This window comes from Marichromatium sp. AB32 (assembly GCF_003718675.1).
In the GTDB taxonomy this organism is placed as follows: Bacteria; Pseudomonadota; Gammaproteobacteria; order Chromatiales; family Chromatiaceae; genus Marichromatium; species Marichromatium gracile.
Genome location: NZ_RHFJ01000003.1, coordinates 76,961 through 102,584 on the forward strand (window position 1 = coordinate 76,961; position 25,624 = coordinate 102,584).

Sequence of the window (25,624 nt, forward strand, 5' to 3'; positions counted from 1 at the left end):
CCTCCCGGGGTCAGGGGTAGATCAGCAGCGGCTCGATCTGCTCGCGCCAGGCGTGCTCGTCGGCGCTCAGGCGCCGTTCGAGATCGGCGGGGGTGGCCGCGGGGTCGTCGACCCATTCGCGCAGCAGCGGGCCGCCGCAGATCAGGTCGATGGCCAGGCGCTCGTGCTCGTACTCATAGGCGAAGTGACGCCACAGCGGATAGTCGGGGGACTCCAGGCGCAGCGCCTTGAACAACAGCGCGATCAGCCGGTAGGGGCGGAACGCGCCGTGATCGTAGCCGGCCTGATCGGTGTGGATCTGCACCCCGGCGCAGCGCGCGCCCTGGTGCTTGTGGAAGGTCGGCTCGAACCAGCAGGGACGCAGCAGTGCGCCGCGGGTCCAGGCCGGGCACAGCGCCTCCATCCGCGCGAGGATGCGGTTGAAGTCGAGGTCCGGGGCGCCGACCAGTTCCAGCGGGGTGGTGGTGCCGCGTCCCTCGGAGAGGGTGGTGCCCTCGAGCATCACGGTGCCGGGATAGCAGCGCGCCATGTTGAGGCTGGCGGCGTTGGGGCTGGGGTTGACCCAGGGGCGCTGGTGCAACGGCCAGCCGAACCCGGGCCCCTGCTCGGGCCGATAGCCCTGCATCTCGACCACCTCGAGCTCGAGATCGTGCCCGCCGCGCGCGGCGAACCAGCGCGCCAGCTCGCCGAGGGTGAGACCGTGGCGCATGATCAGTGCCCCGGCGCCGACGAAGCTCTCCCAGCCCGGCTCGAGGATGCTGCCCTCGATCGGGCGCCCGGCGGGGTTGGGGCGATCGAGCACCCACAGCGCCTTGCCGTGGCGGGCGCAGGCCTCGATCAGATAGGCCAGGGTGGTGATGTAGGTGTAGATGCGGGTGCCGACGTCCTGCAGGTCGACCAGCAGCACGTCGAAACTCTCGAGCATCCGCGCGGTCGGATAGCGCGCCTCGCCATAGAGGCTGTAGACCGGGATGCCGTGACGCGGGTCGCGCTCGTCCGGGGTCTCGACCATGTTGTCCTGCTTGTCGCCGCGCATCCCGTGCTGAGGACCGAAGGCGGCCACCAGGTCGAGGTCGGGGAGCGCCATCAGGGCGTCGAGGCTGTGCTGGCCGCTGGCGCTCAGCGAGGCGGCGTGGCCGAGCAGGGCGAGGCGCCGGCCGTGCAGTGGGCGGCGCAGCTCGGGCTCGGCGAGCAGGCGGTCGATTCCGTAGCTGATCATCTCGGTGCTGTGATGCCGGTTGCGATGGAGCGGGCATGTTAGACCAGAGTCCGGGCCATCGCCTATGGAGCCTGGTCCGCTTGGTGCTGGATTGATCCCGGCCAAGGACAAGTGCGCGCCGATCGGCGACAATGATCCGTTTTCGTCGCGCCGAGTTCCTGGCGGCGCGGCCCGGTCGCGACCAGACGTCGTGCGCTGACCGCAAGGATGTCGTCGGCCCGATCGGGCGTGACGGTGGTCCCCATGCTTTCGTATTCGTGCGAGATGCCGTGTTCGCGGCGTCTCGTGCCCCTGTTTCCCGGTCGGTGGCTATCCGTCGACCCTCGATCTCTTTTGCACTGCCAAGCGATGCGCCGTTCAGACTTCCATTTCGATCTTCCCGACGAGTTGATCGCGCAGTATCCGCTCGCCGAGCGTGCCGCCTCGCGCCTGCTGGTGCTCGAGGCCGGGGCCGAGCGGCCGAGTGACCGACGCTTTCTCGACCTGCCCGCGCTGCTGCGACCGAACGATCTGCTGGTGTTCAACAACACCCGGGTGATGCGCGCGCGTCTGTTCGCCGTCAAGGAGACCGGCGGGCGGGTGGAGCTGCTGATCGAGCGGGTGGTCGAGCCCGGGGTGGCGCTGGCGCATCTGCGCGCGAGCAAGTCGCCCAAGCCCGGCGCCCGGCTCTCGATCGACGGCGTGCCGCGCATCGAGGTGATCGGACGTGATGATGACCTGTTCCGGCTGCGCGCACTCGATGACGACTTCGCGGTATTGATGGAGCGCTTCGGGCACATGCCGCTACCGCCGTATATCACCCGCGCCGACGAGGCCGCCGACGAGTCGCGCTATCAGACCGTCTATGCGCGCAATGCCGGCGCGGTGGCGGCGCCGACGGCCGGGTTGCACTTCGATGAGGCGTTGCTCGATCGGCTCGATGCGCGCGGCGTCGAGCGTGCCGAGATCACCCTGCATGTCGGTGCCGGGACCTTCCGCCCGGTACGGGTCGATGATCTCGACCAGCACCACATGCACTCGGAGTGGTTGGAGGTCGACGAGGCGCTGTGCGCGCGGGTGGCCGAGACCCGCGCCCGTGGCGCTCGGGTGATCGCCGTCGGCACCACCAGTGTGCGAGCGCTGGAGACCGCAGCGGCCGGCGGCGAGCTGCGTCCTTATCGCGGCGAGAGCCGGTTGTTCATTCGTCCGGGTTATCGCTTCCGCGTGGTCGATGCCATGGTCACCAATTTCCATCTGCCCGAGTCGACCCTGCTGATGCTGGTGTGCGCCTTTGCCGGGTATCAGCGGATGATGGCGGCCTACCGTCATGCCGTGGCCGAACGTTATCGCTTCTTCAGCTATGGCGATGCCATGTTTCTTGCCGCCATGCGCGAGGATCCGAGTCGCCAGCCTCCACTCATTGAATGAGTCGGTGTCGTTCGGGGGAGCTAGATGTCTTCTTTCGTGTACGACATCGCCCCGGCGGCATCATCTTTTCCTGCCAAATCAACCCGCCTTTCGTCAATGTGCGATGGCAATCCCCTTGTGAGATTGCCGGGATGCCGCATTTGCTGGAGGAGGGGGTTCTTTATCGTTCACTCTATGGCCGGTTAGGCGCATGAGCGGATGTCGTGGTTGTTTTTTTATAGTTAAAAAGGCCGGTCAATAAAAGGTCTTTGCTTGACTTTTGTAATAAATCGAATAAATTACGCGGTGCGCGCAGATTCTGTCTTTTGCGTCCATCAAAGAAAAACACCCTAACCCCATTGGAGGTAGACCACGTGGAGTACGCTAACCTTAGCGTCGAGGAAATCCGGCGCCAGCTGGAAGAGGCCGAGAGCAAGCAGTCCGAGCTCAAGCGCGCACTCGAGATCCGTCGTCGCGAGGCGAAGAAGGAAGTGGCCCAGGAGGTCCGCGACCTGATTCAGCAGCGCGGCTATGATCTCGCCGAGATCGTCGAGCTGCTCGATGGGAAGAAGCCCCGCCGCACTGGTGCCCGCAAGTCCTCCGGCTCGCGCCAGTACACCGAGTACTTCGACCCCGAGAACCCGGAAAACGTCTATGTCCGTGGCGTGCTGCCGCGCTGGATGAAGGACAAGATGACGGAAAAGGGTCTCGACCACAGCTCCAAGGAAGATCGCGACACCTTCAAAAAGACCTATCTGCAGGTCAAGAACGGTTGATGCATCGCTTCGCCTCCGTCCTTCCGCGCCGCTGGATATCATCCGCGCAGGCCGCGGACGATGCGGAGGCGGGTTCGACGTGTTTTCAGCTCATGGATGAGATCATTGCAATGGATCGCTGGCTTTCGTCTTGCCGAGCGCGTAGACTGCATCCATCGCATCAACCGGTCGATGCGTCGTCTCGCGGCTGAACCGACCTTGCCATCAAGGCCTCACCCTCGAACGTCCTCCCTCTTTTTTGCCTAGACCGGCCCCAGCATTCAAGACTTGGGTTAGGCTGGTTTCAGGAGTCTTCATGTCCTTCGATTCGCTCGGCCTGCGGGCCGATCTGCTGCGTGCCGTGGCAGGTCAGGGCTATGCACGCCCGACCCCGATCCAAGAGCAGGCCATCCCTGCGGTCCTGGCGGGCCATGATCTGCTCGCCGGCGCCCAGACCGGCACCGGCAAGACGGCGGCCTTCGCGCTTCCCGTACTGCAGCTGCTCGCGGCCCGCAAGAGCAATGGTGGACGACGCCTGCCCCGTGCGTTGGTGCTGTCGCCGACTCGCGAACTGGCGGCACAGATCGGCGAGCGCTTCCAGGCCTATGGTCGTGAGGTGTCGCTGCGCTCGACGGTGATCTTCGGTGGTGTCGGCATGCAGCCGCAGGTCGACCGACTGCGGCGCGGCGTCGACATCCTGGTGGCCACGCCGGGGCGACTGCTCGATCATGCCGCGCGCCGCACCCTGGACCTGTCCGCGGTCGAGATCCTGGTCCTCGACGAGGCCGATCGGATGCTCGACATGGGCTTCATCCACGATATCCGCAAGGTGCTCGCGCTGCTGCCCAAGCAACGTCAGAACCTGCTGTTCTCGGCGACCTATTCCGACGAGATCCGGCGCCTCGCCGACGGCATCCTCCATCAGCCCAAGCTGGTCGAGGTCGCCCGGCGCAATACCGCCGCCGAGACCGTGGAGCAGGGTGCGCACCCGGTCGACAAGTCGCGCAAGCGTGAGCTGCTGGCCCATCTCTTCCACCGTGAGGGTTGGGAGCAGGCGCTGGTGTTCACCCGGACCAAGGCCGGTGCCAACCGCTTGGCCGAGTATCTGGGGCGCGAGGGGATTGCCGCAGCGGCGATCCATGGCAACAAGAGTCAGTCGGCGCGCACTCGAGCGCTGAGCGAGTTCAAGCAGGGGCGGGTGCGGGCGCTGGTGGCGACCGACATCGCCGCGCGCGGCATCGACATCGCCAACCTGCCCCAGGTGGTGAACTTCGAGCTGCCCGCCGTTGCCGAAGACTACGTTCACCGCATCGGACGCACGGGTCGCGCCGGTGCCGGTGGTCGGGCGCTGTCGCTGGTCAGCCATGACGAGCGCAAGCTGCTCAATGGCATCCAGCGTCTGATCAAGCGTGAGATCGTGCTCCAGCCGGTTGCCGGTTTCGAGCCCTCGGCCGAGGCGCCGGCGAGCGAGACCCTCGATCATGGTCGGGGCGGTCGTCACCGTCGTTCGGGCGGTCGCAATGGCGGCCGGGGTAACGGCGGCAATGCACAGCGGGAGCGCTCCGGGCGTCCTGCATCCAAGTCGCGGTCCGGTCAGGGCGCCAAGCGCGCCCGGCTCGGCCAAGGCGGCTCGACACGGGCCTGATCGGTCCGTATCGGCGGGTGGTGCGTCCATCCGCCTTGGCCCCAATGCAGCGCTTCCGTGCGCTGCCGTCAGGTCGTCGTCCGTTGATCGGACGCGCCGGACATCGGACGCCGGCCTCGTGACAATCGCTCCGGATCACCATTCCGGATGCCCCGTTGCCGGTACCGAAGACGTGGGCCTGGTCTCCAACGGTGGAGACAAAAACTGTCGAATCAGTTGCGCGTTGATTTTTCGGCTGTTCTCTTTCTCTTCAATGCGCGCTCGTATGGATATCCCGAATATGAATATTTATGTTGGCAATCTCGCTTACGGCGTGACTCAGGAAGAACTTCAGGCCGTGTTCGCCGCCTACGGTGAGATCTCCAGCGTGAACTTGATCACCGACAAGTTCACCGGTGAGTCGAAGGGTTTCGGCTTCGTCGAGATGCCTAACAACTCCGAGGCCGATACCGCCATCAAGGCCCTCAACGACACCCCGCTCAAGGGGCGCAACATGAAGGTCAACCAGGCCAAGCCCCGTGGTGAGCGTCCGTCTCGCGGACCGCGCTGGTAAGGCGTCGCCTCAGGGGGAGGGGCGCTGCCGCCGCTCCCCCGCGGTGTCCTGCCGAGGTGTCGGCGGGACGCCCGGCGGACCATCCCCGGTCCGCCATCAGGCGGGGTCGTCCGACCCCGACCTGCTCCTCCCCAACATGACCCGCTTGCCGAGGCTCCACCTCCACCCGTCAGTCGGGCTGGTGTCACGACGGGCCTCCCCCGGCATCCCGGACGCTGCGTGCACCCTGGGCATCTGCTACCGTAGCGGCGTCTTCATCCGCTGCAATCCTTCGGACCATGCCTGAAACCCGCAATCAACCGGTCGATCTGACCTATCGTGTTCATCCTGTCGACCCCGAGGCCCATCTCTTCGAGGTCGAGTTGTTGCTGTCCCGCGCTGCGCCCGCCATGTTGCGCCTGAGTCTGCCGGCGTGGATCCCGGGCAGCTATATGATCCGCGACTTCGCCCGCAATCTCGTCGAGATCGCCGCCAGCGATGGCGAGGGTGCGCCGCTCGCGCTGGAGAAACACGACAAGCAGACCTGGGTCGCCGACCGGCCGGTCGCCACGGCGCGGGTACGCTATCGGGTCCATGCCTGGGATCGCTCGGTGCGCGGCTGTCATCTCGATGCCACCCATGCCTATTTCAACGGTCCCGGGCTGTTGCTGCGGGTCGACGGCGCCGATGAGCGCCCCTGCGCGCTCGAGCTGCTGCCGCCGCCGGGCGAGGGGCGCGCCGACTGGCACCTGGCCTGCGCCTGCCGGCCCGAGTCGGTCGATGCGCGCGGCTTCGGGCGCTATCTCGCCGATGACTATGCCGACCTGATCGACCATCCGGTGGAGATGGGGCGGTTTACCGAGATCCCCTTCGATGTCGACGGCGTACCCCATCGCATGGTGCTCAGCGGGCAGCATCGCGCCGACGGTGAGCGGCTGGTCGAGGACCTCGAGCACATCTGCCGCGAGCATGCGGCGCTGTTCGGCGAACTGCCGCTCGACCGCTATCTGTTCCTCACCAGCGTCACCGGCGCCGGTTACGGTGGGCTCGAACACCGCTTCTCCACCAGCCTGATGTGCGCCCGCGCCGATCTGCCGCGACGCGCCGAGCGCGACCGTCCGCCGCGCGAGGGCTATGTCCGCTTCCTCGGGCTGTGCAGTCACGAATACTTCCATCTCTGGAACGTCAAGCGCATCCGTCCCCAGGCGCTGATCGACGGCGGTCTGGAGCACGAGGTCCACACCCGTCTGCTGTGGGCCTTCGAGGGCATCACCTCCTACTACGACGAGCTGGCGCTGGTGCGCAGCGGTCGTATCGACACCGCGACCTATCTCGGCCTGCTCGCCAACGCCATCACCCGCTTGCAGCGCAACCCGGGACGGCATCTGCAGACCCTGGCCGGGTCGAGCTTCGATGCCTGGACCCGCTTCTACAAGCAGGACGAGAGTGCGCCCAACGTCATCGTCAGCTATTACCTCAAGGGCGCGCTGGTGGCGCTGGCGCTCGATCTGACGCTGCGCCAGCGCAGCGCCGGGGCCTGTTCGCTCGATACCGTGATGCGCGCGCTCTGGACCCGCCACGGACGGACCGGGGTCGGTGTCGCCGAGCGCGGTATCGAGGCCCTGGCCGAGGAGGTCGGCGGGCTCGAGCTGGGCGATTTCTTCGCCACCGCGCTCGATTCCACCGACGAGCTCGATCTCGCGCCGCTGTTCGCCTCCCTGGGGATCGAGATGCGGTTGCGCCCGGCGCGCGATGGCAAGGATCTCGGCGGTTGTGTCGAGCGCTTCGACCCGGTCGAGGCCTCGGCCACCCTTGGGGTGCGCCTGGCGCCGGGTGCGCCCGAGGGGGTGGTGCGCCATGTCCTCGCCGGCTCGCCGGGCGAGCGCGCCGGGCTTGCCCCCGGCGACCGGCTGGTCGCGCTCGATGGGCTGCGGATCGGCGCCGATGACTTCGAGCGCGCGGTGGCCGCGCTCGGTGCGCTGGATGCGCCGGTGTCGCTGCACGTCTTCCGCGACGACGAGCTGCTCGAACTCGCCGTGCGTCCGCAGCCGGCCCCGGCCGACACCTGCGAGCTGCGTCTGCTGCCCGAGGCCGATGCCGCTGCGCAGGCAGCGCGCGCGGCCTGGCTGGCCAGTCATGTCTGAGGGGGCGGGGATGGATCGTCAGATCGCGTTGATCCGGCTGCTCGCCGACGGCGAGGTGCACTCGGGCGAGGCCGTCGCCGCGCACCTCGGCATCACCCGCGCGGCGGTGTGGAAGGCGTTGCGCAAGGCCGCCGAGCGCTTCGGCCTGGCGCTCGAATCGGTGCGCGGGCGCGGCTACCGTCTCGCCCAGCCGCTGGAGCTGCTCGAGCGCGAGCGCCTGCTCGCGGCGATGTCCGAACAGGGGCGCGCGCGGCTCGCCCGGCTCGACATCCATGACCAGATCGACTCGACCAACGCCTGGCTGATGCGCGAGGCCGCCGCCGGGGCGCCCTCGGCGACCCTGTGTCTGGCCGAGCAGCAGAGCGCCGGGCGCGGGCGGCGGGGGCGGACCTGGGTCTCGCCCTTCGGGGTCAATCTCTATGGCTCGTTGCTGTGGCGCTCGCCGCTGGCGCCGGCCGCGCTCGGTGCCTCGAGCCTGGTCGCCGGGGTGGTGGTGGCCGAGCAGCTCGCCGCGCTCGGGGTCGAAGGGGTGGCGCTGAAGTGGCCCAACGACGTGCTCTGGGAGCGACGCAAGCTCGCCGGGCTGTTGCTCGAGGTCGCCGGCGAGTCGCAAGGACCGAGCCATCTGGTGGTCGGCATCGGCATCAATCTGCGCATGGCGGCTGACCAGGGGGCGGCGATCGACCAGCCCTGGGTGACGCTCGCCGAGGCCTTGCCCGCCGAGGTCGAGGGCGTGCGCAATGCGCTGGCCGGGCGGCTCGCCGAGGCGCTGCTCGAGGCGCTGGCAGACTACGAGCGCGCCGGTCTCGCCCCCTTCCTCGCACGCTGGGAGCGGTTCGACACCTTGCGCGGCCAGCCGGTGGCGTTGCACCTCGGCGAGCGGGTGATCCGTGGTCGCTATGCCGGGATCGAGAGCGATGGCGCGCTGCGACTGGAGACCGCCGAGGGGGTGCGCCGCTTCCAGGCCGGCGAGGTCAGTCTGCGGCCGGTCGCGGAGGAGGGCCGATGATGTTGCTGCTCGATATCGGCAATACCAATCTGCGCTGGACCCTGGCTGACGAGCAGGGGCTCGGCGAGGTCGGGGTGGTGCGCCACGACGGCGGCATCCCGCTCGATCTGTTGGCGAGTTGGGAGCGGTTGGCGCCGCGCCCCGAGCGCGTGCTGGTGAGCAATGTCGGCGGCGCGGCGGTGGCCGAGGCGCTGAGTCGGGTGAGTCGCGCCTATTGGGCGCTCGAGCCGGAGTTCGTCGCCACGCGCGCGACCTGGGGGCGGCTGCGCATCGCCTATGACGAGCCGAGCCGGCTCGGCGTCGATCGCTGGCTGGGACTGGTCGCGGCCGAGGCCGAGGGGGAGGGCGCCAAGCTCGTTCTCGATGCCGGTACCGCGGTGACCTTCGATCTGCTCGCCGCCGACGGCGAGCATCTCGGCGGGGTGATCCTGCCGGGGATCGAGATGATGCGCGCGAGTCTGCTCGCCGGCACCGCGATCCCGCGGATCACCGCCGAGCCGAGCGGTGAGTCCTGGGCGCGCGATACCGGTGCGGCGGTGGCCGCCGGCAGCCTGCAAGCGGTATTGGGCGTTGCCACCCGGCTCTACGACCAGTTCGTCTCGCAGACCGGCGAGATGCCTCGGCTGTTGCTGACCGGGGGGGATGCGCCGCGGCTCGCCGGGCAGCTCGATCGTCCCTGGGAGGCGGTGCCCGACCTGGTGCTGCGCGGGCTGGCGCGGGTCGGAGCCCGGCAGGCATAGTCGGGCATGGCGGCGCGCGGTCGCAGGCGGCGCGGGTCACGGCCGGGGTGTCGGCGGGGGGCTGGTATACTGGCCGCCGGCGAGATGTCCCGGTGCCTGGGGGATGGTGCCCTCGACAGGATTCGAACCTGTGACCTATCGCTTAGGAGGCGATTGCTCTATCCGGCTGAGCTACGAGGGCGGGTCAGTCGATTATGGTAACTCAGGCGCGACGGAGGGTCACGTCGACCGTGCTCCCGCTGGTATGCCTGGGGTCGCTCACGTACCATCGTCTGAGATGTCCGGGCCTGGGGTGCCCTTGCTGACCCTCGGCGCCCGGTTGCGAATCCCGGTCGTGCGCCGTCGGCGCCGACATCGGGCGGATGTTCGGGGCGGCGGTTCGTCCGCCCAGTCCCGCACCGCCTGCAGGCCCTGCCCCGCCGTCCGTGGCCACGGGCAGGCGCCGAGCACGGAGGTTTACCGTCTGTGAGTGTCAGTTTCTCCGCCTTGACCAGGTTCACGATCGCCGGGTCGGAGGGTCGTGACCCCGAATCACTGCATTCGATCCAGACCATCCAGCCCCATGGTGCCCTGATCAGCGTGCGCGAGCAGGATCTCGAGATCCTGCAGGCGAGCACCAATGCGCGGCGGATGCTGGGGCTCGACGATGCGCTGCCCGGGCACCGGCTCGGCTGGCTGGGGGAGGATCTGGTCGAGCGGTTGCGCCCCCATCTGGACGCGCCGCTCAACCCGGTGGCGCTGGCGCTGCGCTGCCGCCTGGGTGCCGACGCGACCGAGTTCGACGTGCTGGTACACCGACCGGGCAGCGGTCTGCTGGTGCTCGAACTCGAACCCGCCGGTCCGTCGCTCCAACTCTCCGGGCGGGTCGAGGAGGCGCTGCAGCGGATCATCGCCGCGCCCTCGGTGCGGGCGCTCGGCGAGGAGGTCGTCGCGACCCTCAAGCGGCTCACCGGCTACGACCGGGTGATGCTCTACCGGCTCGACGAGGCCGGTCACGGCGAGGTCTTCGCCGAGGCGCGCGAGCCGGCGCTGCCGGCCTATCTCGGCCAGTGTTATCCCGAGGCCTGCGTGCCGCGGATGGCGCGCCAGCCGGGGCGCCGCCCACGGGTGCGGCTGCTGGTCGATGTCGACAGCGTGCCGGTGCCGCTGCAGCCGATGCATCCTCTGGGTGAGCCGCTCGACCTGTCGCTGTGCACCCTGCGCAGTGTCTCGCCGCTGCACATCCAGATCCTCAAGATGATGGACGTGCGCGCCACCCTGGTCGTCTCCCTGGTGGTGGGCGGACGGCTGTGGGGTCTGATCGCCTGTCACCATCGCACGCCGCGCTTCGTCCACTACGAGATCCGCGCGCTCTGCGAGCTGCTCGCCGAGACCGTGGCCACGCGTATCGCGGCACTGGAGAGCTTCATCCAGGAGCAGGCGGAGCTGGCGGTGCGGCGCCTCGAGCGGGGGATGATCGAGGCGATCTCGTGCAGCGGCGACTGGCGCTCGGCGCTGGTCACCGATGGTGATGCCCTGCTCGCGAGCCTCGAGGCGAGCGGCGCGGCGCTGTTCTGTGACGGTGAGCTGCAGACCCTGGGCCGGGTCCCGGAGCAGGGTGGACTGTTGCGCATCCGCGCCTGGCTCGATCGCCAGCCGCGCGCGGCGGTGATCGCCACCTCCTCGCTGATGCGCGAGGACCCGCGCTTCGCCACGCTCAAGGAGACCGCCAGCGGGGTGCTGGCGGTGCCGCTGTCGAGCGGCTGCGGCGAGTACCTGGTGTGGTTTCGCCCCGAGCGGGTGCGGACCCTGATCCTCGGCGCCAGCCCGCTGCTCTGTGCCGATGGGGCTGAACTCAACCGCGCCCCGGCGCTCGCCGGTGAGCAGCGCGAGGTGCGCGGCCGGGCGGTGCCCTGGAACTCGGGGCAGACGGCCATCGCCCGGTTGCTGGGTGAATCGGTGACCGACGTGCTCCAGCAGTTCCGCTCGGTACGGTTGCTGATCGCCCAGGCGCAGCTCGCCGAGGCCCAGGCGCGGGTGCGGATCTCCGATCAGCCGATGCTGATCACCGATCCCGAGGGGCGGCTGGTACTGGCCACCCGCTCGCTCGAGCGGCTGTTCGGCGCCGGACGTCTGGAGTCTCTCGACGCGCTGCCCGGACTGGTGAGCGATCCTGCAACGGTGCGTGCCGCGCTGTCCGCGCTCCGCGACGACTACCAGCCCTGGCACGCCGAGCTCGAGGTGTGTGGCGCCGATGGGCGCAAGACCCCGGTGCTGTTACGCGCCGACCCGGTGTTCTCGGCGCCGGGGCGGGTGCTCGGCTTCATGTTCCTGTTCACCGACCTCACCGGTATCAAGGCCGCCGAGGATGCCCGCCAGCGGCTCCATGCCGGGATCGCCGCGCGCCAACACCGTACCAGCGCGCCGCTGTGCGGCGGCGACGGCGAACGCTATCGCGAACTGTTCGCCGCGATCATCGGCAACGCCCGACTCGCCGCCGAGGAGGTCGCCGACGGGGTCGATCTGGAGCGTGTGCCTGCGGTGTTCGAGGGCTTCGAACATTCGGTGAGTCATACCACCACGCTGCTCGAGCGGCTGCTGTGGTATGCCGCCCAGCGCCAGGACGGCGAGGGGCGTGACGAGGGTGACGGGACGCCGGGTCACTGAGACACCGCTCGGGCGCGCTTCAGTGGTCGCGCCAGCGTCGGATCAGATCGAACAGGTGGGCGAACAGCGAGGCGGTCAGCCACAGCCCCACCCAGCCCCACCAGGCATCGGTCAGGGCTGCGCGCAGCGCCAGCATCAGGAAGGCCCCGGAGAGCAGGAAGCCGATCACCTCCGCCGGCGGCAGTCCCTTGCCGGACCAGCGGTGGATGAGCGCGAGCGCGAGCGCCTCGAGCGCGATCAGCCCGAGGATCAGGTCGATCACCAATGCGCTGGTGAACAGCGACTCCACGACGCCCGGCCCCTGGTTCAGCGCGGCGAGACGACGCCGAGCAGGTGGGCGAGGTCCTTGAAGAAGATACGGATGTGCGCCGTCGGCTTGGCGCGCACCAGACGCTTGTTCATGTACGCCTCCCAGGTCAGGTACTGCACGTCGGGGTCGGCGCAGATGCTGACGAAGCGCTCGCGGCGCTTGTCGTTGGCGTACCAGAAGCGCTGCATGATGCCGAGGATCCAGAACACCCGGCCGTGATCCTTCATGAAGCGTTTGCGTGCGAGCTTGAGCGCCGAGGCCTTGCCGGTGGCCAGCATCTCCTCGACCGCCTCGCCGGCCAGACGTCCGCCGAGCAGGGCGTAGTAGATGCCCTCGCCGGAGGCCGGTGCGACCACGCCCGCGGCATCGCCGGCGAGCACCACGTCACGACCGTTGTCCCAGCAGCGCAGCGGCTCGAGCGGGATCGGCGCGCCCTCGCAGCGCAGCGTCTCGACCTCGGCCAGTCCGGCGCGCTTGCGCAGCTCGGTGCAGGCCGAGCGCAGCGAGAAACCGCTGATCTCGGTGCCGACGCCGACGCTGATGGTGTCGCCGTGGGGGAAGACCCAGCCGTAGAAGTCGGGGGAGATGTCGCCCTGGTAGTAGACGTCGCAGCGGGTGCCGTCGAAGCCCTCGGGGGTGCGTACGATCTCGTGATAGGCGGCGACGTACTTCATCTTCTCGGCGCCGGGCACGCACTGCTTGGCCACCGCCGAGTGGGCGCCGTCGGCGCCGATCACCGCACGCGCGCGCACCTGCAGCGGCTCGCCCGAATCGCGGCCCTGACCGGGGCGGTAGCGCACCAGGGCGGTGCCGTCGGCGTCGCGCTCGATCGCCTCGAAGGTGGCGTCGAGACGGGTGGCGCCGTGCTCGGCGGCGCGCTCGCGCAGCCACTCGTCGAAGTCCTTGCGGTCGACCATGCCGACATAGCCGCCGTCGATCGGCATGTCGACGGTGCGGTTGGAGGGCGCGACCATGCGTGCGGAATAGACCCGGGTGGCCAGCTGGGCCTCGGGGATGTCGAATTCGCGCATCGCCTGCGGCGGGATGGCGCCGCCACAGGGCTTGATCCGCCCGGGACGGTCGAGCAGCAGCACGGAACGGCCGCGCTTGGCCAGGTCGGTGGCGGCGGTGGCGCCGGCGGGGCCGCCGCCGATCACCACCACGTCGAAGGTTTCGAGCTCAGTCATGAGGGTCCTACCCTGGTTGGGAGGCGCCTGTGCCCGCCGCTCGCGGTACACCGGCGCCCCGGGTTGAGGTTGCTGCGCGGGGCGGGCGGCGGCGCCGGATCAGCCGGCCAGCGCGCGCACCGCGAAGGCGCTGATCATCATCCCGGTGACATAGACGCTGACACCGAGTCCGCTGAACCAGGTGGCGCGGGCGCGCGGGTCGCCGAGGAAGCGGATCATCAGTCCGACCTGGATCAGCAGCACCACGCCGACGGCGATGGCGTGCGCCGGCTTGTCCCAGGAGAACAGCAGCGCGATCACGATCGCCTGCGGCAGCCCCATGACCACGCAGGCGAGCTGAGCGGCGCGGTCGACGCCGAGCTGTACCGGCAGGGTGCGCACGTTCATCTTGATGTCGCCCTCGATCGCCTTGAAGTCGTTGAGGGTCATGATGCCGTGGGCGCCGATGCTGTAGAGCAGGGCGAGCACGAGGATCTGCCAGTCGGGCATGGCGCCGCCGATCATCACCGCCGCGCCGGTCACCCAGGCCAGTCCCTCGTAGGAGATGCCGACGGCGAGGTTGCCCCACCAGCCGTTCCCCTTGAGGCGGAAGGGCGGGGCGCTGTAGGCCCAGGCCAGGGCCATGCCGACCAGCGAGGCGCCGAACACCCAGGGGCCGAGCGCGTAGGCGAGCAGCAGCGAGGCGGCGGTCCAGATCAGCGACAGATAGAAGCCCCAATTGCCGGGGATGCGCCCGGAGGGGATGGGGCGATCGGGCTCGTTGATGGCGTCGACATGACGGTCGTACCAGTCGTTGACCACCTGGCTGGTGCCGCACATCAGCGGCCCGGCGAGCAGGATGCCGGCGAACACCACCAGCAGCTGGTCGAGGATCGGCGCGCCGGAGGAGACCACGCCGCAGGCGAAGGCCCACATCGGCGGGAACCAGGTGATGGGGTGAAGGACCTCGAGTACCGCGGGCAAGGCGGGGCGCTTGGGGGTGGCGGACAGCGTCGATTGATTCATGCCGGAAACCTAAAGCCTATCAGGGGGCGCGGCGGCGATCCGGCCGGGGATGCCGCCATGCGGTCGTGGGTGGAACTGGGTGCGTGTCTCGGCCCGGGGCAGGGGTGCAGGCGCCGCCGGGAGGCGCCGACGCTGCGCGCGGTGATGATCGGGTCGGGCTGCATGGGTGTCGAGGTCGGCGCTATTTCTTGTCCGGCGCCGTGGCCTCGGACGCTTGATCGGTGATGCCGTAGCGGTCGATTTTGACGTACAGGCTTTGGCGGCTCAAGCCGAGCAACTCGGCGGCCGAGGCGCGGTTGTCCCCGGTCAGCTTGAGCGCCGCCTCGATGCAGAGTCGCTCGATGGTGTCGGTCGACTCGCGCACCAGCTCCTTGAGCGGCACCCGACCGACGCGTTCGGTGAGTTGCTCGAGCCAGCGTGGCTGTTCCGGGGTGGGGGCCGGCTCGGCGCCGAGTCGGCGACCGACGTCGCGGATGAAAAAGCCGAAATAGGGGCGCTCGCCGTTGCGGATGGCCGCCGCCGAGATCTCGACCTCGGTGGTCGAGCCGTACTCGCCGCACAGGGTGGTGGCGAACAGCCGCACCGTGCCGTGTTGGCGCAGGTTGGCCATCAGCACGTTGAGATCGACACCGGGGCGGCCCAGCCAGCGGTCGAGCGACTCGCCGCGGGCCTGCTGCTCGGTGGCCACCTCGGCGAGATTGAGGAAGGTGCCGTTGGCGGTGAGGATGCGCCCATCGCCATCGGTGATGACGACGCAATCGGGGGCGTTCTCGAGTACCCGCAGATAGCGCGAGCTGGTCTCCGGGTGGGCTGTGCCCGAGCTGCTGTCGGCCGGTAGCGGCGAGAGTCTGACGAGCAGGAAGGAGACGTTCTCCTGGCGCAGCAGCGAGGCCGAGACCAGGAACTCCTGACCGCTGTCGAGCAGCCGGGCGCGCACGTCGTCGGCCCGCCCGGCGGCGCGCACGCCGGCGAGCAGGCCGTTGATGGCCTGGGTGCTGTCGGCGTCGAAGCCCTCGGGGAAGGGGCGACCGATCACCCGTGCGGGCGCCTCGCCGAGCAGCTGGCCCGAGGCCGGGTTGGCCTCGACCACGCGCTGGGTCGGCGCGTCGATGATGAGGATGGCCTCGGAGACCATGCGAAACAGCAGCCGGTAGCGGGTCTCGACCTGGCGGAAGCGCCAGTAGTCGCGCTCGAGCGCCTGCTGGGCGTCGACCAGTTGCTGCTGCAGTGCGGCGATCCCCTGGAGGTTGCGTCCGAGCGCCACCACCGAACCGTCCTCGCCGAGACGCATCGCGCGATACTGCACCGGGATGTCGGTGCCGCGCGCGGTGGGGTGGGTGACCTGGCGCCAGTGGGTGATGGCATCGTGCTCGGCCTCGGCGAGCAGCGCCTCGAGGTTGGGGCGGCTCTCCGGGAGGACGGTCGCCAGCCACGGCTGGCCGATCCACTCGTCGCTGAACTCCGAGGAGAGATCGTCACTCCCGTATGCGATATCGCTCACTACGCCTTGGTCGTCGATCACGATGGCGATGTCCGCTGTGCCTTCGATTAACAGCGCCGCTGTTTCGGCGTTGAGGACGCCCAGGGATTCCCTTGGGTCTCTGAACGGACTCACGGCGACCAGACCCTCCACTGCCTATGGGCGCGTTTAGCAGGTTCCACGTCAGGGCCGCAGTGGCAGGCTCACCGAACGAGATCCCATATGAATCAACAAGCCTCCCGGCACCCCGGGCGCTGAAGCCCGTTTGCCACGCACCGAGACCTCCAGAAGTCGCCCGGCGCGCGCACGCGGGGGGTGACAAATCAGGCCCGGATGCGCGATGCTCGCTGCCGAAATCAGGTGTTTCGACGGAAACCAAGCCAAGGCGCGACGCGCGGGCTCGTCTCCGTATTCGATACTGCGAATGGATCGAGGCCCGCCCTCTCAACTCTCGAGCTCAATGAGGAGGCGGTCGCCGGTCTGGACGGGCCATGCCGAACGTACCGTGCACGCTGATGCCGGGGCATCGCGAGCGGCCTCGTTGGACTCGCAACCCTATTGTGGTGGCTTGTGCCGGGTTGTCAAGTCAGGTTTACGTAAAGTTTGGTTGACGCATCCTGGAAAGCGGACTAGATTCCTCATGCATGACATAACGACTAAGGATCGAAGCGAGCCCGGCCAACGATGAGTCTCCGTCAATCAAAGCAAATCCCGCGCCCGCCGCTTTATACCCCAGAAGAGCGCAGGCGCCGGGACGAATCGCCTTGGACGCTGGTTCAGGGGATTCTTGCGCCCGTTCAATTCGTGGTCTTTCTGGTTAGTCTGTACCTGGTGCTGCGTTACCTGTCAACCGGCGAGGGTGCGCTGGCGGCGACGGTCTCCATCGTTATCAAGACCCTGATCCTCTATACCATCATGATTACCGGCGCGATCTGGGAGAAGGTCGTGTTCGGGCGTTATCTGTTCGCGCGCGCCTTCTTCTGGGAAGACGTCTTCAGCATGCTGGTGCTGGCGCTGCACACCGCCTATCTGGTCGCCCTGGCCACCAACTGGGTCGATGTGACCGGACAGATGTGGATCGCGCTCGCCGCCTATGCCACCTACGTGATCAATGCCGGGCAGTTCCTGATCAAGCTGCGCGCGGCGCGGCTCGAGGGGAATCGTAACGCCAAGCTCGCCGAGGTGGCCGAATGAGCCTGGTCAGCGAACCCAAGCAGGGCGGTTGCGCGCTGCCCGAGATCACCCGCGAGCGTGGTCAGCGCCAGGTCTTCTGCGGTCTGGCCGGTATCGTCTGGCTGCATCGCAAGATCCAGGACGCCTTCTTCTTGGTGGTGGGTTCGCGCACCTGCGCGCACCTGCTGCAGTCGGCCGCCGGGGTGATGATCTTCGCCGAGCCGCGCTTTGCCACCGCCATCCTCCAGGAGCGCGATCTCGCCGGTATGGCCGATTGCAACCAGGAGCTCGACCGGGTGGTCGCCGACGTGCTCGAGCGTCGTCCCGACATCAAGACCCTGTTTCTGGTCGGCTCCTGTCCCTCGGAGGTGATCAAGCTCGACCTGGGCAAGGCCGCCGAGCGTCTCTCCGAGCGCTACAGTGACCGCGTCCAGGTCATCGACTACTCGGCCAGCGGCCTCGAGACCACCTTCACCCAGGGTGAGGACGCCTGTCTTGGCGCGCTGGTGCCGCGCCTGCCGGCACTGCCCAGCATCGAGCGTTCGCTGCTGGTGCTCGGCACCCTGCCCGACGTGGTCGAGGACCAGTTCCGCCGGCTGTTCGAGGCCCTCGAGATCGGCCCGGTGCACTTCCTGCCGCCGCGTCAGGCCAGCGAGCTGCCCCCGGTCGGCCCCGGCACCTCGGTGCTGCTCGCCCAGCCCTTCCTCGGCGAGACCGCGCGCGCGCTGCACAAGCGCGGCGCGGCGCTGCTCTCGGCCCCTTATCCCTTCGGCGTCGAGGGTACGCTGGCCTGGCTCAAGGCCGCCGCCGCCGCCTGGGGCGTGACCCCCGAGCGCGTCGACGAGGTTGCCGCGCCGGCGGTGGCCCGTGCCCGCCGCGGGCTCGAGCATTATCGCGAGCAGCTCGCCGGCAAGCGCATCTATTTCATGCCCGACTCCCAGCTCGAGATCCCGCTCGCGCGCTTCCTCCAGCGCGAGCTCGGCATGGAGCTGGTCGAGGTCGCCTCGCCCTTCATCGATCGTCAGCTGATGGAACCCGAGCTGGCGCTGCTGCCCGAGGGCGTGCGGGTCACCGAGGGCCAGGACCTCGAGACCCAGCTCGACCGCGTGCGCGCCGCGCGTCCCGACCTCACCGTCTGTGGACTGGGGCTGGCCAACCCGCTCGAGGCCGAAGGGTTGCGTACCAAGTGGTCGATCGAGCTGGTGTTCTCGCCGGTGCACGGATTCGACCAAGCGGCGGATCTCGCAGAATTGTTCGCGCGCCCGCTCACCCGCGGTGCGCTGTTACAGGTTTGACATCATGCAGCTGACGCTCTGGTCCTACGAGGGGCCGCCTCATATCGGCGCGATGCGCGTCGCCGCCTCGATGAAAGGCGTGCATCTGGTGCTGCACGCGCCCCAGGGAGATACCTATTCCGATCTCCTGTTCACCATGATCGAGCGGCGCGACTCGCGCCCGCCGGTGACCTATACCACCTTCCAGGCCCGCGAACTCGGCGCCGATACCGCCGAGCTGGTCAAGGACACCATCCAGGCCTGCTACGACCGCTTCTCGCCCGAGGTGCTGTTGATCGGCGAGTCCTGCACCGCCGAGCTGATCCAGGATCAGCCCGGCGCGCTCGCCCAGGGCATGGGGCTGCCGATCCCGGTGCTGCCGCTGGAGTTGCCGGCCTATACCCGCAAGGAGTCGTGGGGCGCCAACGAGACCTTCTACCAGTTGGTCCGTGGCCTGCTGCACGAGCGTCGTCCGGCACCCGGTGAGTCGCGTCCGCCGCGCCCCGAGGGGCAGCGCCCGCGCGCCAACCTGCTCGGGCCGATCTCGCTCGGTTTCCGCTGTCGCGACGACGTCACCGAGATCACCCGGCTGCTCGACATGATCGGCGTCGACGTCAACGTGGTCGCGCCGCTCGGCGCTGCGCCGGCCGACCTGCTGCGTCTGCCCGAGGCCGATTTCAACATCTGTCTCTATCCCGAGACCGCGGACCAGACCTGTCTCTGGCTCGAACGCATGTTCGGTCAGCCGACGGTCAAGACGGTGCCGCTCGGCATCGGCGCCACCCGCGACTTCATCGCCGAGGTCGGTCGGGTCGCCGGGATCGATACGGGCAGCATTCCGATGCCCGACTGGTCTAGAATGCCGTGGTACTCACGCTCGGTCGACTCGACCTATCTGACCGGCAAGCGGGTCTTCATCTTCGGCGACGCCACCCATGCGGTGGCCGCGGCGCGGGTGGCCAGCGAGGAACTCGGGTTCACCGTGGTCGGGCTCGGCACCTATGCGCGCGAGTTCGCCCGCGAGGTCCGCGCCGCGGCCAAGCAGTATGGTGTCGAGCCGCTGATCACGGACGATTATCTCGAGGTCGAGGCGCGGGTGGCCGAGGCGCACCCGGAACTGGTGCTCGGCACCCAGATGGAGCGCCATATCGCCAAGCGTCTGGGGGTGCCGTGCGCGGTGATCTCGGCGCCGGTGCACGTGCAGGACTTCCCTGCGCGCTATGCCCCGCAGATGGGCTTCGAGGGCGCGAACGTCCTCTTCGACACTTGGGTCCACCCGCTGATGATGGGTCTCGAGGAGCACCTGATCACCATGTTCAGGGAGGACTTCGAGTTCAACGACGCGTCGACCCCGTCGCATCTGGGACATGGCGCGAGCCCCGGACGGGCCCCTGAAGCCGCCGCGTCCGCACAGCTGGAGGAGACGCCCGCCGCCGCGGCTGGCGACCCCGCTGCAATGGCTTGGGCACCGGAAGCCGAGCAGGAACTGAAAAAGATCCCGTTCTTCGTGCGCGGCAAGGCCAAGCGCAACACCGAGCGCTATGCCACGGAGCGCGGGATCCAGACCATTACTGTGGAGACGCTCTACGATGCCAAAGCGCATTTCGGCCGCTGATCAGCGCGCCAAGAAACCCGATGAGACTCCGGTTCGCGTCGTCATCATCAACCTTGACGGGCATCTGGCGGGAACCACCGAGCGCGCACTGCCGGAGGTGCGGCGCGACCTCCCGGGTCTGGAGCTGAGTCTGCACGCGGCGACCGACTGGGCCGGTGACGCCGAGTCGCTCGAGCGTTGCCACGCCGACATCGCCCGGGGTGACATCATCATGGTCACCATGCTGGTGATGGAGGAGCACTTCCGCCCCATCCTGCCGGCGCTGCAGGCGCGTCGCGACGACTGCGACGCGATGATCGTGTGCATGTCGGCCAGCGAGCTGATGCGCCTGACCAAGCTCGGCGGCTTCACCATGGACGGCAGCGCCCAGGGCGGCCCGATGGCGCTGCTCAAGCGTCTGCGCGGCAACAAGGAGCGCAAGCAGCAGAGCGCCGGCGCCCAGCAGATGTCGATGCTGCGCCGCATCCCCAAGCTGCTGCGCTTCATCCCCGGCACCGCGCAGGACGTGCGCGCCTACTTCCTCACCCTGCAGTACTGGCTCGCCGGCTCCGCCGACAACCTCGGCAACATGATCCGTTTCCTGGTCGACCGCTACGCCGACGGCGAGCGGCGCCATCTGCGCGGCACCCTCAAGGTCGGCGCGCCCATCGAATATCCCGAGGTCGGGCTCTTCCACCCCGCCGTCAAGGGTCGCATCACCGAGCAGCTCGCCCAGCTCCCCAATCCCGGCAAGGGTGGCTTCAAGGGACGTGTCGGCCTGTTGCTGATGCGCTCCTACGTACTCGCCGGCAACTCCGGGCACTATGAGGGCGTGATCAAGGCGATCGAGGCCCACGGTCTGCAGGTGGTCCCGGCCTTCGCCAGTGGGCTCGACGCCCGTCCGGCGATCGAGAAGTTCTTCATGAAGGACGGCAAGGCGACGGTCGATGCGGTGGTCTCGCTCACCGGCTTCTCGCTGGTTGGCGGTCCCGCCTACAACGACTCCAAGGCCGCCGAGGAGATGCTCGAGAAGCTCGACGTGCCCTACATGTCGACCCTCGCCGTGGAGTTCCAGACCCTCGATCAGTGGCAGGACTCCGACCAGGGGCTGATGCCGGTCGAGTCGACCATGATGGTGGCCATCCCCGAACTCGACGGCGCCACCAACCCGATGGTCTTCGGTGGTCGTACTGGCGACGGCAGCGGCGATGCCAACCGCGACATGAACGCCAAGGACGATCGCGCCGCGATGCTCGCCGCCCGTGTCGCCAAGCTGGTGCGGCTGCGTCGCGCCGAGCGCGCCGAGCGCAAGGTCGCGGTGGTGCTGTTCAACTTCCCGCCGAACGCCGGCAACACCGGTACCGCGGCCTATCTGTCGGTGTTCTCCTCGCTCTATCACACCCTGGTGTCGATGAAGGAGGCCGGCTATGGCGTCGAGCTGCCCGAGAGCGTCGATGACCTGCGCGAGCGTGTGGTCAACGGCAACGCCTCGCGCTTCGGTGCTCACGCCAACGTCCACACCCGCATCGCCACCGACGATCACGTCCGTCGCGAGCCGCATCTCGCCGAGATCGAGGCCCACTGGGGTCCGGCCCCGGGTCGTCAGCAGAGCGACGGCGCCTCGATCTTCGTGCTCGGTGCCCAGTTCGGCAACGTCTTCGTCGGCATCCAGCCCTCGTTCGGCTACGAGGGCGACCCGATGCGCTTGCTGTTCGAGAAGGGCTTCGCCCCGACCCACGCCTTCTCGGCCTTCTATCGCTATATCCGCGAGGACTTCGGCGCTCACGCGGTGTTGCACTTCGGCACCCACGGCGCGCTCGAGTTCATGCCGGGCAAGCAGGCCGGTCTGTCCGGCGCCTGCTGGCCGGATCGTCTCATCAACGATCTGCCCAACGTCTATCTCTACGCCTCCAACAACCCCTCCGAGGGCGTCATCGCCAAGCGTCGCGCGGCCGCGACCCTGGTGAGCTATCTCACCCCGCCGATCGCGCATGCCGGTCTCTACAAGGGGTTGGTCGAGTTGAAGTCGTCGATGGAGCGGTGGCGCTCGCTGCCGCCGAGCGAGACCGACGAGCGCGCTCAGCTCGCCGAGGTGATCCAGGCCCAGGCCGCCGAGCTGGAGCTCGCCGAGCTCGAGCCGCAGTGGGCCGGCACCGAGATCGACTCGCGCATCACCCGCCTCAACGAGGAGGTGCTCGAGCTCGAGTACACCCTGATCCCGCACGGTCTGCACGTGGTCGGCGAGGCGCCGACCGACGAGGAGCGCATCGATACCCTGGTGGCGGTGGCCGAGTCGACCCGCGACATCCGCCCGGAGCGCGACGCGGTCGCGGCACTGGTCGCCGGCAAGTCGCCGGAGAAGGCGCTCAAGGCCGCCAAGATGGCGACCTCCGAGGAGAACGTCGAGCTGTTCCGCGAGCTGGCCAGGATCAACCTGCAGCTGCAGCAGGACACCGAGACCCCGGCGATCCTCGCCGCGCTCGACGGACGCTTCATCCCGCCGGCGCCCGGCGGCGATCTGCTGCGCACCCCGGAGATCCTGCCCACCGGTCGCAACCTGCACGGCTTCGACCCCTTCCGCATGCCCAGCCGCTTCGCCCAGCGCGACGGCGCGCTGCAGGCCAAGCTGCTGATCGAGCGTCACCAGGCCGAGGGCAACGGCTTCCCCGAGAGCATCGCGCTGGTGCTCTGGGGCACCGACAACCTCAAGACCGAGGGTGGCCCGATCGGTCAGGCCCTGGCGTTGATGGGCGCGCGCCCGCGCTTCGACAACTACGGCCGGCTGTGCGGCGCCGAGCTGATCCCGCTCGAGGAGCTGGGACGCCCGCGCATCGACGTGGTGATGACCCTCTCGGGCATCTTCCGCGACCTGCTGCCGCTGCAGACCAAGCTCCTCGCCGAGGCCGCCTTCCTCGCCGCCGAGGCCGACGAGCCGGTCGAGCAGAACTTCATCCGCAAGCACGTGCTCGAGTACATGGAAGCGCACGACTGCGACCTCGAGACCGCCGCGCTGCGGGTGTTCAGCAACGCCGACGGGGCCTACGGCGCCAACGTCAACAACCTCATCGACAGCAGCAGCTGGGACGAGGACGGTGAGCTCGCCGAGACCTATACCCGGCGCAAGAGCTTCGCCTACGGCCGCTCCGGCAAGCCGATGCAGCAGACCGAGCTGCTCAAAGACGTGCTCGGCAAGGTGCAGCTGGCCTATCAGAACCTCGACTCGGTCGAGCTCGGCGTCACCACCGTCGACCACTACTTCGACACCCTCGGCGGCATCGCCAAGAGCGTCGGTCAGTTCAAGGGCGACGAGGTGCCGGTCTACATCGGCGACCAGACCCGTGGCGACGGCGTGGTGCGGACCCTGGCCGAGCAGGTCGCGCTCGAGACCCGCACCCGCATGCTCAACCCCAAGTGGTACGAGGGCATGCTCAAGCACGGCTACGAGGGCGTGCGCCAGATCGAGGTCCATGTGACCAACACCATGGGTTGGTCGGCCACCACCGGTCAGGTCGCCCCCTGGGTCTACCAGCAGCTCACCGAGACCTTCGTGCTCGACGATGAGATGCGCAACCGGCTGGCCCAGTTGAACCCCACCGCCTCGGCGAAGGTCGCCAACCGACTGATCGAGGCGCACGAACGTAACTATTGGTCGCCCGACGAGGCGACGCTCGAGGCCCTGCGCAAGGCGGGCGAAGAGCTTGAAGATCGCCTTGAAGGCGTCGTCGAGGAGGCTGCCGCGTGACGAAGTACCTGGACGGAGAGGGCAGCATGCAGGTGCAGCTCGATCCCAACCTGCAGATCGAGTCGGCCAAGGTCTTTGCCGTCTACGGCAAGGGCGGGATCGGCAAGAGCACCACCTCGTCGAACCTGTCGGTCGCCTTCTCGAAGCTCGGCAAGCGGGTGCTGCAGATCGGCTGCGATCCCAAGCACGACTCGACCTTCACCCTGACCAAGTGCCTGGTGCCGACGGTCATCGACGTGCTCGAGTCGGTCGACTTCCACGCCGAGGAGCTGCGCCCCTCCGATTATGTCTACGAGGGCTACAACGGGGTGATGTGCGTCGAGGCCGGCGGCCCGCCCGCCGGCACCGGTTGCGGCGGCTACGTGGTCGGTCAGACGGTGAAGCTGCTCAAGCAGCATCATCTGCTCGAGGACACCGACGTGGTGGTCTTCGACGTGCTCGGCGACGTGGTCTGCGGCGGTTTCGCCGCGCCGCTGCAGCATGCCGATCGCGCGCTGATCGTCACCGCCAACGACTTCGACTCGATCTTCGCGATGAACCGCATCGCCGCGGCCATCCAGGCCAAGGCCAAGCACTACAAGGTGCGTCTCGGCGGCGTGGTGGCCAACCGTAGCCGTCAGACCGACGAGATCGATCGTTTCATCGAGGCCGTCGGTCTCGAGCGTCTGGCACACCTGCCCGACCTCGACATCATCCGTCGCAGCCGACTGAAGAAGTCGACCGTGTTCGAGATGCAGCCGGAGCCGGACTCCGGGCTGGAGGCCGCGCAGCAGCAGTATCTGCAGCTCGCCCAGCAGCTCTGGAACGGGGTCGAGCCGCTGGACGCGCGACCGATGCGCGATCGCGACATCTTCGATTTTCTGGGGTTTGACTGATGGCCGAGGGTTCCTATCAACAGCGTCGGAGTCAGATCAAGACCTACTTCGACCGCACCGCCTCCGAGGCCTGGTCGAAGCTGACCTCGGATGCCAAGGTCTCGCGTATCCGCGAGACGGTGCGCGCCGGGCGCGACGACATGCGCAACACCCTGCTCAGCTGGCTGCCGGGCGATCTCGCCGGCAAGCGTCTGCTCGACGCCGGGTGCGGGACCGGGATGCTCTCGGTCGAGGCGGCGCGCCGCGGTGCCGAGGTCTGCGCCATCGATGTGGCGCCGAGTCTGATCGAGGTGGCGCGTGAGCGCCTGCCGGCCGATCTCGGGCCCGGTGTGGTCCACTTCGAGGCCGGTGACATGCTCGACCCGGCCCACGGTCGCTTCGATTACGTGGTGGCCATGGACTCGCTGATCCACTACAGCCCCGAGGATGTGGTGGATGTGCTCGCCGGGATCGCCGAGCGCACCAGCGGATCGATCCTGTTCACCTTTGCGCCACGGACGCCCTTGCTGGCACTGATGCACGCCGTCGGCAAGTGGTTCCCGCGCAGCGATCGCTCGCCGGCGATCGTGCCGGTGAGCCTGGAGCGACTGCAGGCGCTGATCGCCGCCGAGCCCAGGCTCAGTGGCTGGAAGCCAGGGCGCACCCACCGGGTGATGGTCGGCTTCTACACCTCTCAGGCCCTGGAGCTGGTGCCGGCATGAGTGCCTGCCCCAGGGTGCAGTGCGCACTGTCCACGCCGCGCGTGGCTGTGTTCGGGTCGCGCCACGGGGCGGAGAGGGGTCCGGTCGAGACCGGTTTGTCGGCCGGTTATGGAGTTGTCACATCACGCGAGTTCGTTTTTTCATCTGCCACGTTGGTCGTCACTGGTGCGCTTGCGGGTCTGGCCCATCGACCCGGTCCAAGGCGGT

Annotated in this window: 19 protein-coding genes and 1 tRNA gene; 14 read left to right on the forward strand and 6 right to left on the reverse strand. The window is 68.4% G+C overall.

Features of this window, described 5'->3' with window-relative positions; all coding sequences use genetic code 11:
- Window positions 1-10 precede the first annotated feature (10 nt).
- The gene (locus tag EBL85_RS02005) at window positions 11-1,219 is read right to left on the reverse strand and encodes an exo-beta-N-acetylmuramidase NamZ domain-containing protein (RefSeq protein ID WP_123139978.1); all 1,209 of its coding nucleotides are present in this window, start codon (window positions 1,217-1,219) and stop codon (window positions 11-13) included.
- A 348-nt stretch (window positions 1,220-1,567) separates the two neighbouring features.
- Here EBL85_RS02005 and queA point away from each other — a divergent pair, with 348 nt between their 5' ends.
- The 7 genes from queA (at window position 1,568) to EBL85_RS02040 (ending at window position 9,430) form a co-directional block, all read left to right on the forward strand.
- Window positions 1,568-2,626, forward strand: a complete 1,059-nt coding sequence (queA, locus tag EBL85_RS02010; protein ID WP_123142034.1) for a tRNA preQ1(34) S-adenosylmethionine ribosyltransferase-isomerase QueA — start codon at window positions 1,568-1,570, stop codon at window positions 2,624-2,626.
- Between the two features lie 353 nt (window positions 2,627-2,979).
- The gene (locus EBL85_RS02015; RefSeq protein ID WP_123139976.1) at window positions 2,980-3,381 is read left to right on the forward strand and encodes an H-NS histone family protein; all 402 of its coding nucleotides are present in this window, start codon (window positions 2,980-2,982) and stop codon (window positions 3,379-3,381) included.
- Between the two features lie 295 nt (window positions 3,382-3,676).
- Window positions 3,677-5,005 carry a DEAD/DEAH box helicase gene (locus EBL85_RS02020; RefSeq protein ID WP_123139975.1) on the forward strand — a complete coding sequence of 443 codons (1,329 nt, stop codon included), beginning with the start codon at window positions 3,677-3,679 and terminating at the stop codon, window positions 5,003-5,005.
- Between the two features lie 280 nt (window positions 5,006-5,285).
- Window positions 5,286-5,558 (forward strand): RNA-binding protein, encoded by a 273-nt coding sequence (locus EBL85_RS02025; RefSeq protein WP_005221201.1) that lies wholly within the window; start codon window positions 5,286-5,288, stop codon window positions 5,556-5,558.
- A 278-nt stretch (window positions 5,559-5,836) separates the two neighbouring features.
- Window positions 5,837-7,681, forward strand: a complete 1,845-nt coding sequence (locus tag EBL85_RS02030) for a M61 family metallopeptidase (RefSeq protein WP_123142035.1) — start codon at window positions 5,837-5,839, stop codon at window positions 7,679-7,681.
- 10 nt (window positions 7,682-7,691) lie between these two features.
- Window positions 7,692-8,690 (forward strand): bifunctional biotin--[acetyl-CoA-carboxylase] ligase/biotin operon repressor BirA, encoded by a 999-nt coding sequence (birA, locus tag EBL85_RS02035; RefSeq protein WP_123142036.1) that lies wholly within the window; start codon window positions 7,692-7,694, stop codon window positions 8,688-8,690.
- Window positions 8,690-9,430 (forward strand): type III pantothenate kinase, encoded by a 741-nt coding sequence (locus EBL85_RS02040; protein ID WP_341777148.1) that lies wholly within the window; start codon window positions 8,690-8,692, stop codon window positions 9,428-9,430. Before birA ends, EBL85_RS02040 begins: the two co-directional genes overlap by 1 nt.
- 104 nt (window positions 9,431-9,534) lie before the next feature.
- Here the strand turns inward: EBL85_RS02040 and EBL85_RS02045 are convergent.
- Window positions 9,535-9,611, reverse strand: a tRNA-Arg gene (locus tag EBL85_RS02045).
- 305 nt (window positions 9,612-9,916) lie between these two features.
- Between EBL85_RS02045 and EBL85_RS02050 the strand changes: the two genes are divergently transcribed.
- On the forward strand, window positions 9,917-12,076 hold the full coding sequence (locus EBL85_RS02050; protein ID WP_223806024.1) for a GAF domain-containing protein: 2,160 nt from the start codon (window positions 9,917-9,919) through the stop codon (window positions 12,074-12,076).
- Window positions 12,077-12,095: 19 nt separating this feature from the next.
- Here EBL85_RS02050 and EBL85_RS02055 read toward each other — a convergent pair whose 3' ends face one another.
- From EBL85_RS02055 to ppsR, 4 genes are all read right to left on the reverse strand, one after another.
- Window positions 12,096-12,365 carry a hypothetical protein gene (locus tag EBL85_RS02055; protein ID WP_123139970.1) on the reverse strand — a complete coding sequence of 90 codons (270 nt, stop codon included), beginning with the start codon at window positions 12,363-12,365 and terminating at the stop codon, window positions 12,096-12,098.
- A 17-nt stretch (window positions 12,366-12,382) separates the two neighbouring features.
- The gene (locus EBL85_RS02060; protein WP_062272407.1) at window positions 12,383-13,573 is read right to left on the reverse strand and encodes a geranylgeranyl diphosphate reductase; all 1,191 of its coding nucleotides are present in this window, start codon (window positions 13,571-13,573) and stop codon (window positions 12,383-12,385) included.
- A gap of 99 nt (window positions 13,574-13,672) precedes the next feature.
- Complete coding sequence (chlG, locus tag EBL85_RS02065; protein WP_123139969.1) at window positions 13,673-14,578, reverse strand: chlorophyll synthase ChlG; 906 nt, start codon at window positions 14,576-14,578, stop codon at window positions 13,673-13,675.
- A 181-nt stretch (window positions 14,579-14,759) separates the two neighbouring features.
- On the reverse strand, window positions 14,760-16,193 hold the full coding sequence (gene ppsR, locus EBL85_RS02070; RefSeq protein ID WP_123140041.1) for a transcriptional regulator PpsR: 1,434 nt from the start codon (window positions 16,191-16,193) through the stop codon (window positions 14,760-14,762).
- A 549-nt stretch (window positions 16,194-16,742) separates the two neighbouring features.
- Between ppsR and bchF the strand changes: the two genes are divergently transcribed.
- The 6 genes from bchF to bchM are packed head-to-tail and all read left to right on the forward strand — an operon-like array spanning window position 16,743 to window position 25,417.
- Complete coding sequence (bchF, locus tag EBL85_RS02075; protein ID WP_062272403.1) at window positions 16,743-17,252, forward strand: 2-vinyl bacteriochlorophyllide hydratase; 510 nt, start codon at window positions 16,743-16,745, stop codon at window positions 17,250-17,252.
- A complete protein-coding gene (locus EBL85_RS02080) occupies window positions 17,249-18,526 on the forward strand; it encodes a ferredoxin:protochlorophyllide reductase (ATP-dependent) subunit N (protein WP_123139968.1) in 1,278 nt (425 codons plus the stop codon). Before bchF ends, EBL85_RS02080 begins: the two co-directional genes overlap by 4 nt.
- A gap of 4 nt (window positions 18,527-18,530) precedes the next feature.
- Window positions 18,531-20,120 carry a ferredoxin:protochlorophyllide reductase (ATP-dependent) subunit B gene (gene bchB, locus EBL85_RS02085; RefSeq protein WP_123142038.1) on the forward strand — a complete coding sequence of 530 codons (1,590 nt, stop codon included), beginning with the start codon at window positions 18,531-18,533 and terminating at the stop codon, window positions 20,118-20,120.
- The gene (locus tag EBL85_RS02090; RefSeq protein ID WP_123142039.1) at window positions 20,095-23,841 is read left to right on the forward strand and encodes a magnesium chelatase subunit H; all 3,747 of its coding nucleotides are present in this window, start codon (window positions 20,095-20,097) and stop codon (window positions 23,839-23,841) included. The genes bchB and EBL85_RS02090 overlap by 26 nt, the downstream gene beginning before the upstream one ends.
- A 26-nt stretch (window positions 23,842-23,867) precedes the next feature.
- On the forward strand, window positions 23,868-24,716 hold the full coding sequence (gene bchL, locus EBL85_RS02095) for a ferredoxin:protochlorophyllide reductase (ATP-dependent) iron-sulfur ATP-binding protein (protein WP_207301277.1): 849 nt from the start codon (window positions 23,868-23,870) through the stop codon (window positions 24,714-24,716).
- Window positions 24,716-25,417, forward strand: a complete 702-nt coding sequence (gene bchM / locus EBL85_RS02100; protein WP_123142040.1) for a magnesium protoporphyrin IX methyltransferase — start codon at window positions 24,716-24,718, stop codon at window positions 25,415-25,417. Before bchL ends, bchM begins: the two co-directional genes overlap by 1 nt.
- Window positions 25,418-25,624 lie beyond the last annotated feature (207 nt).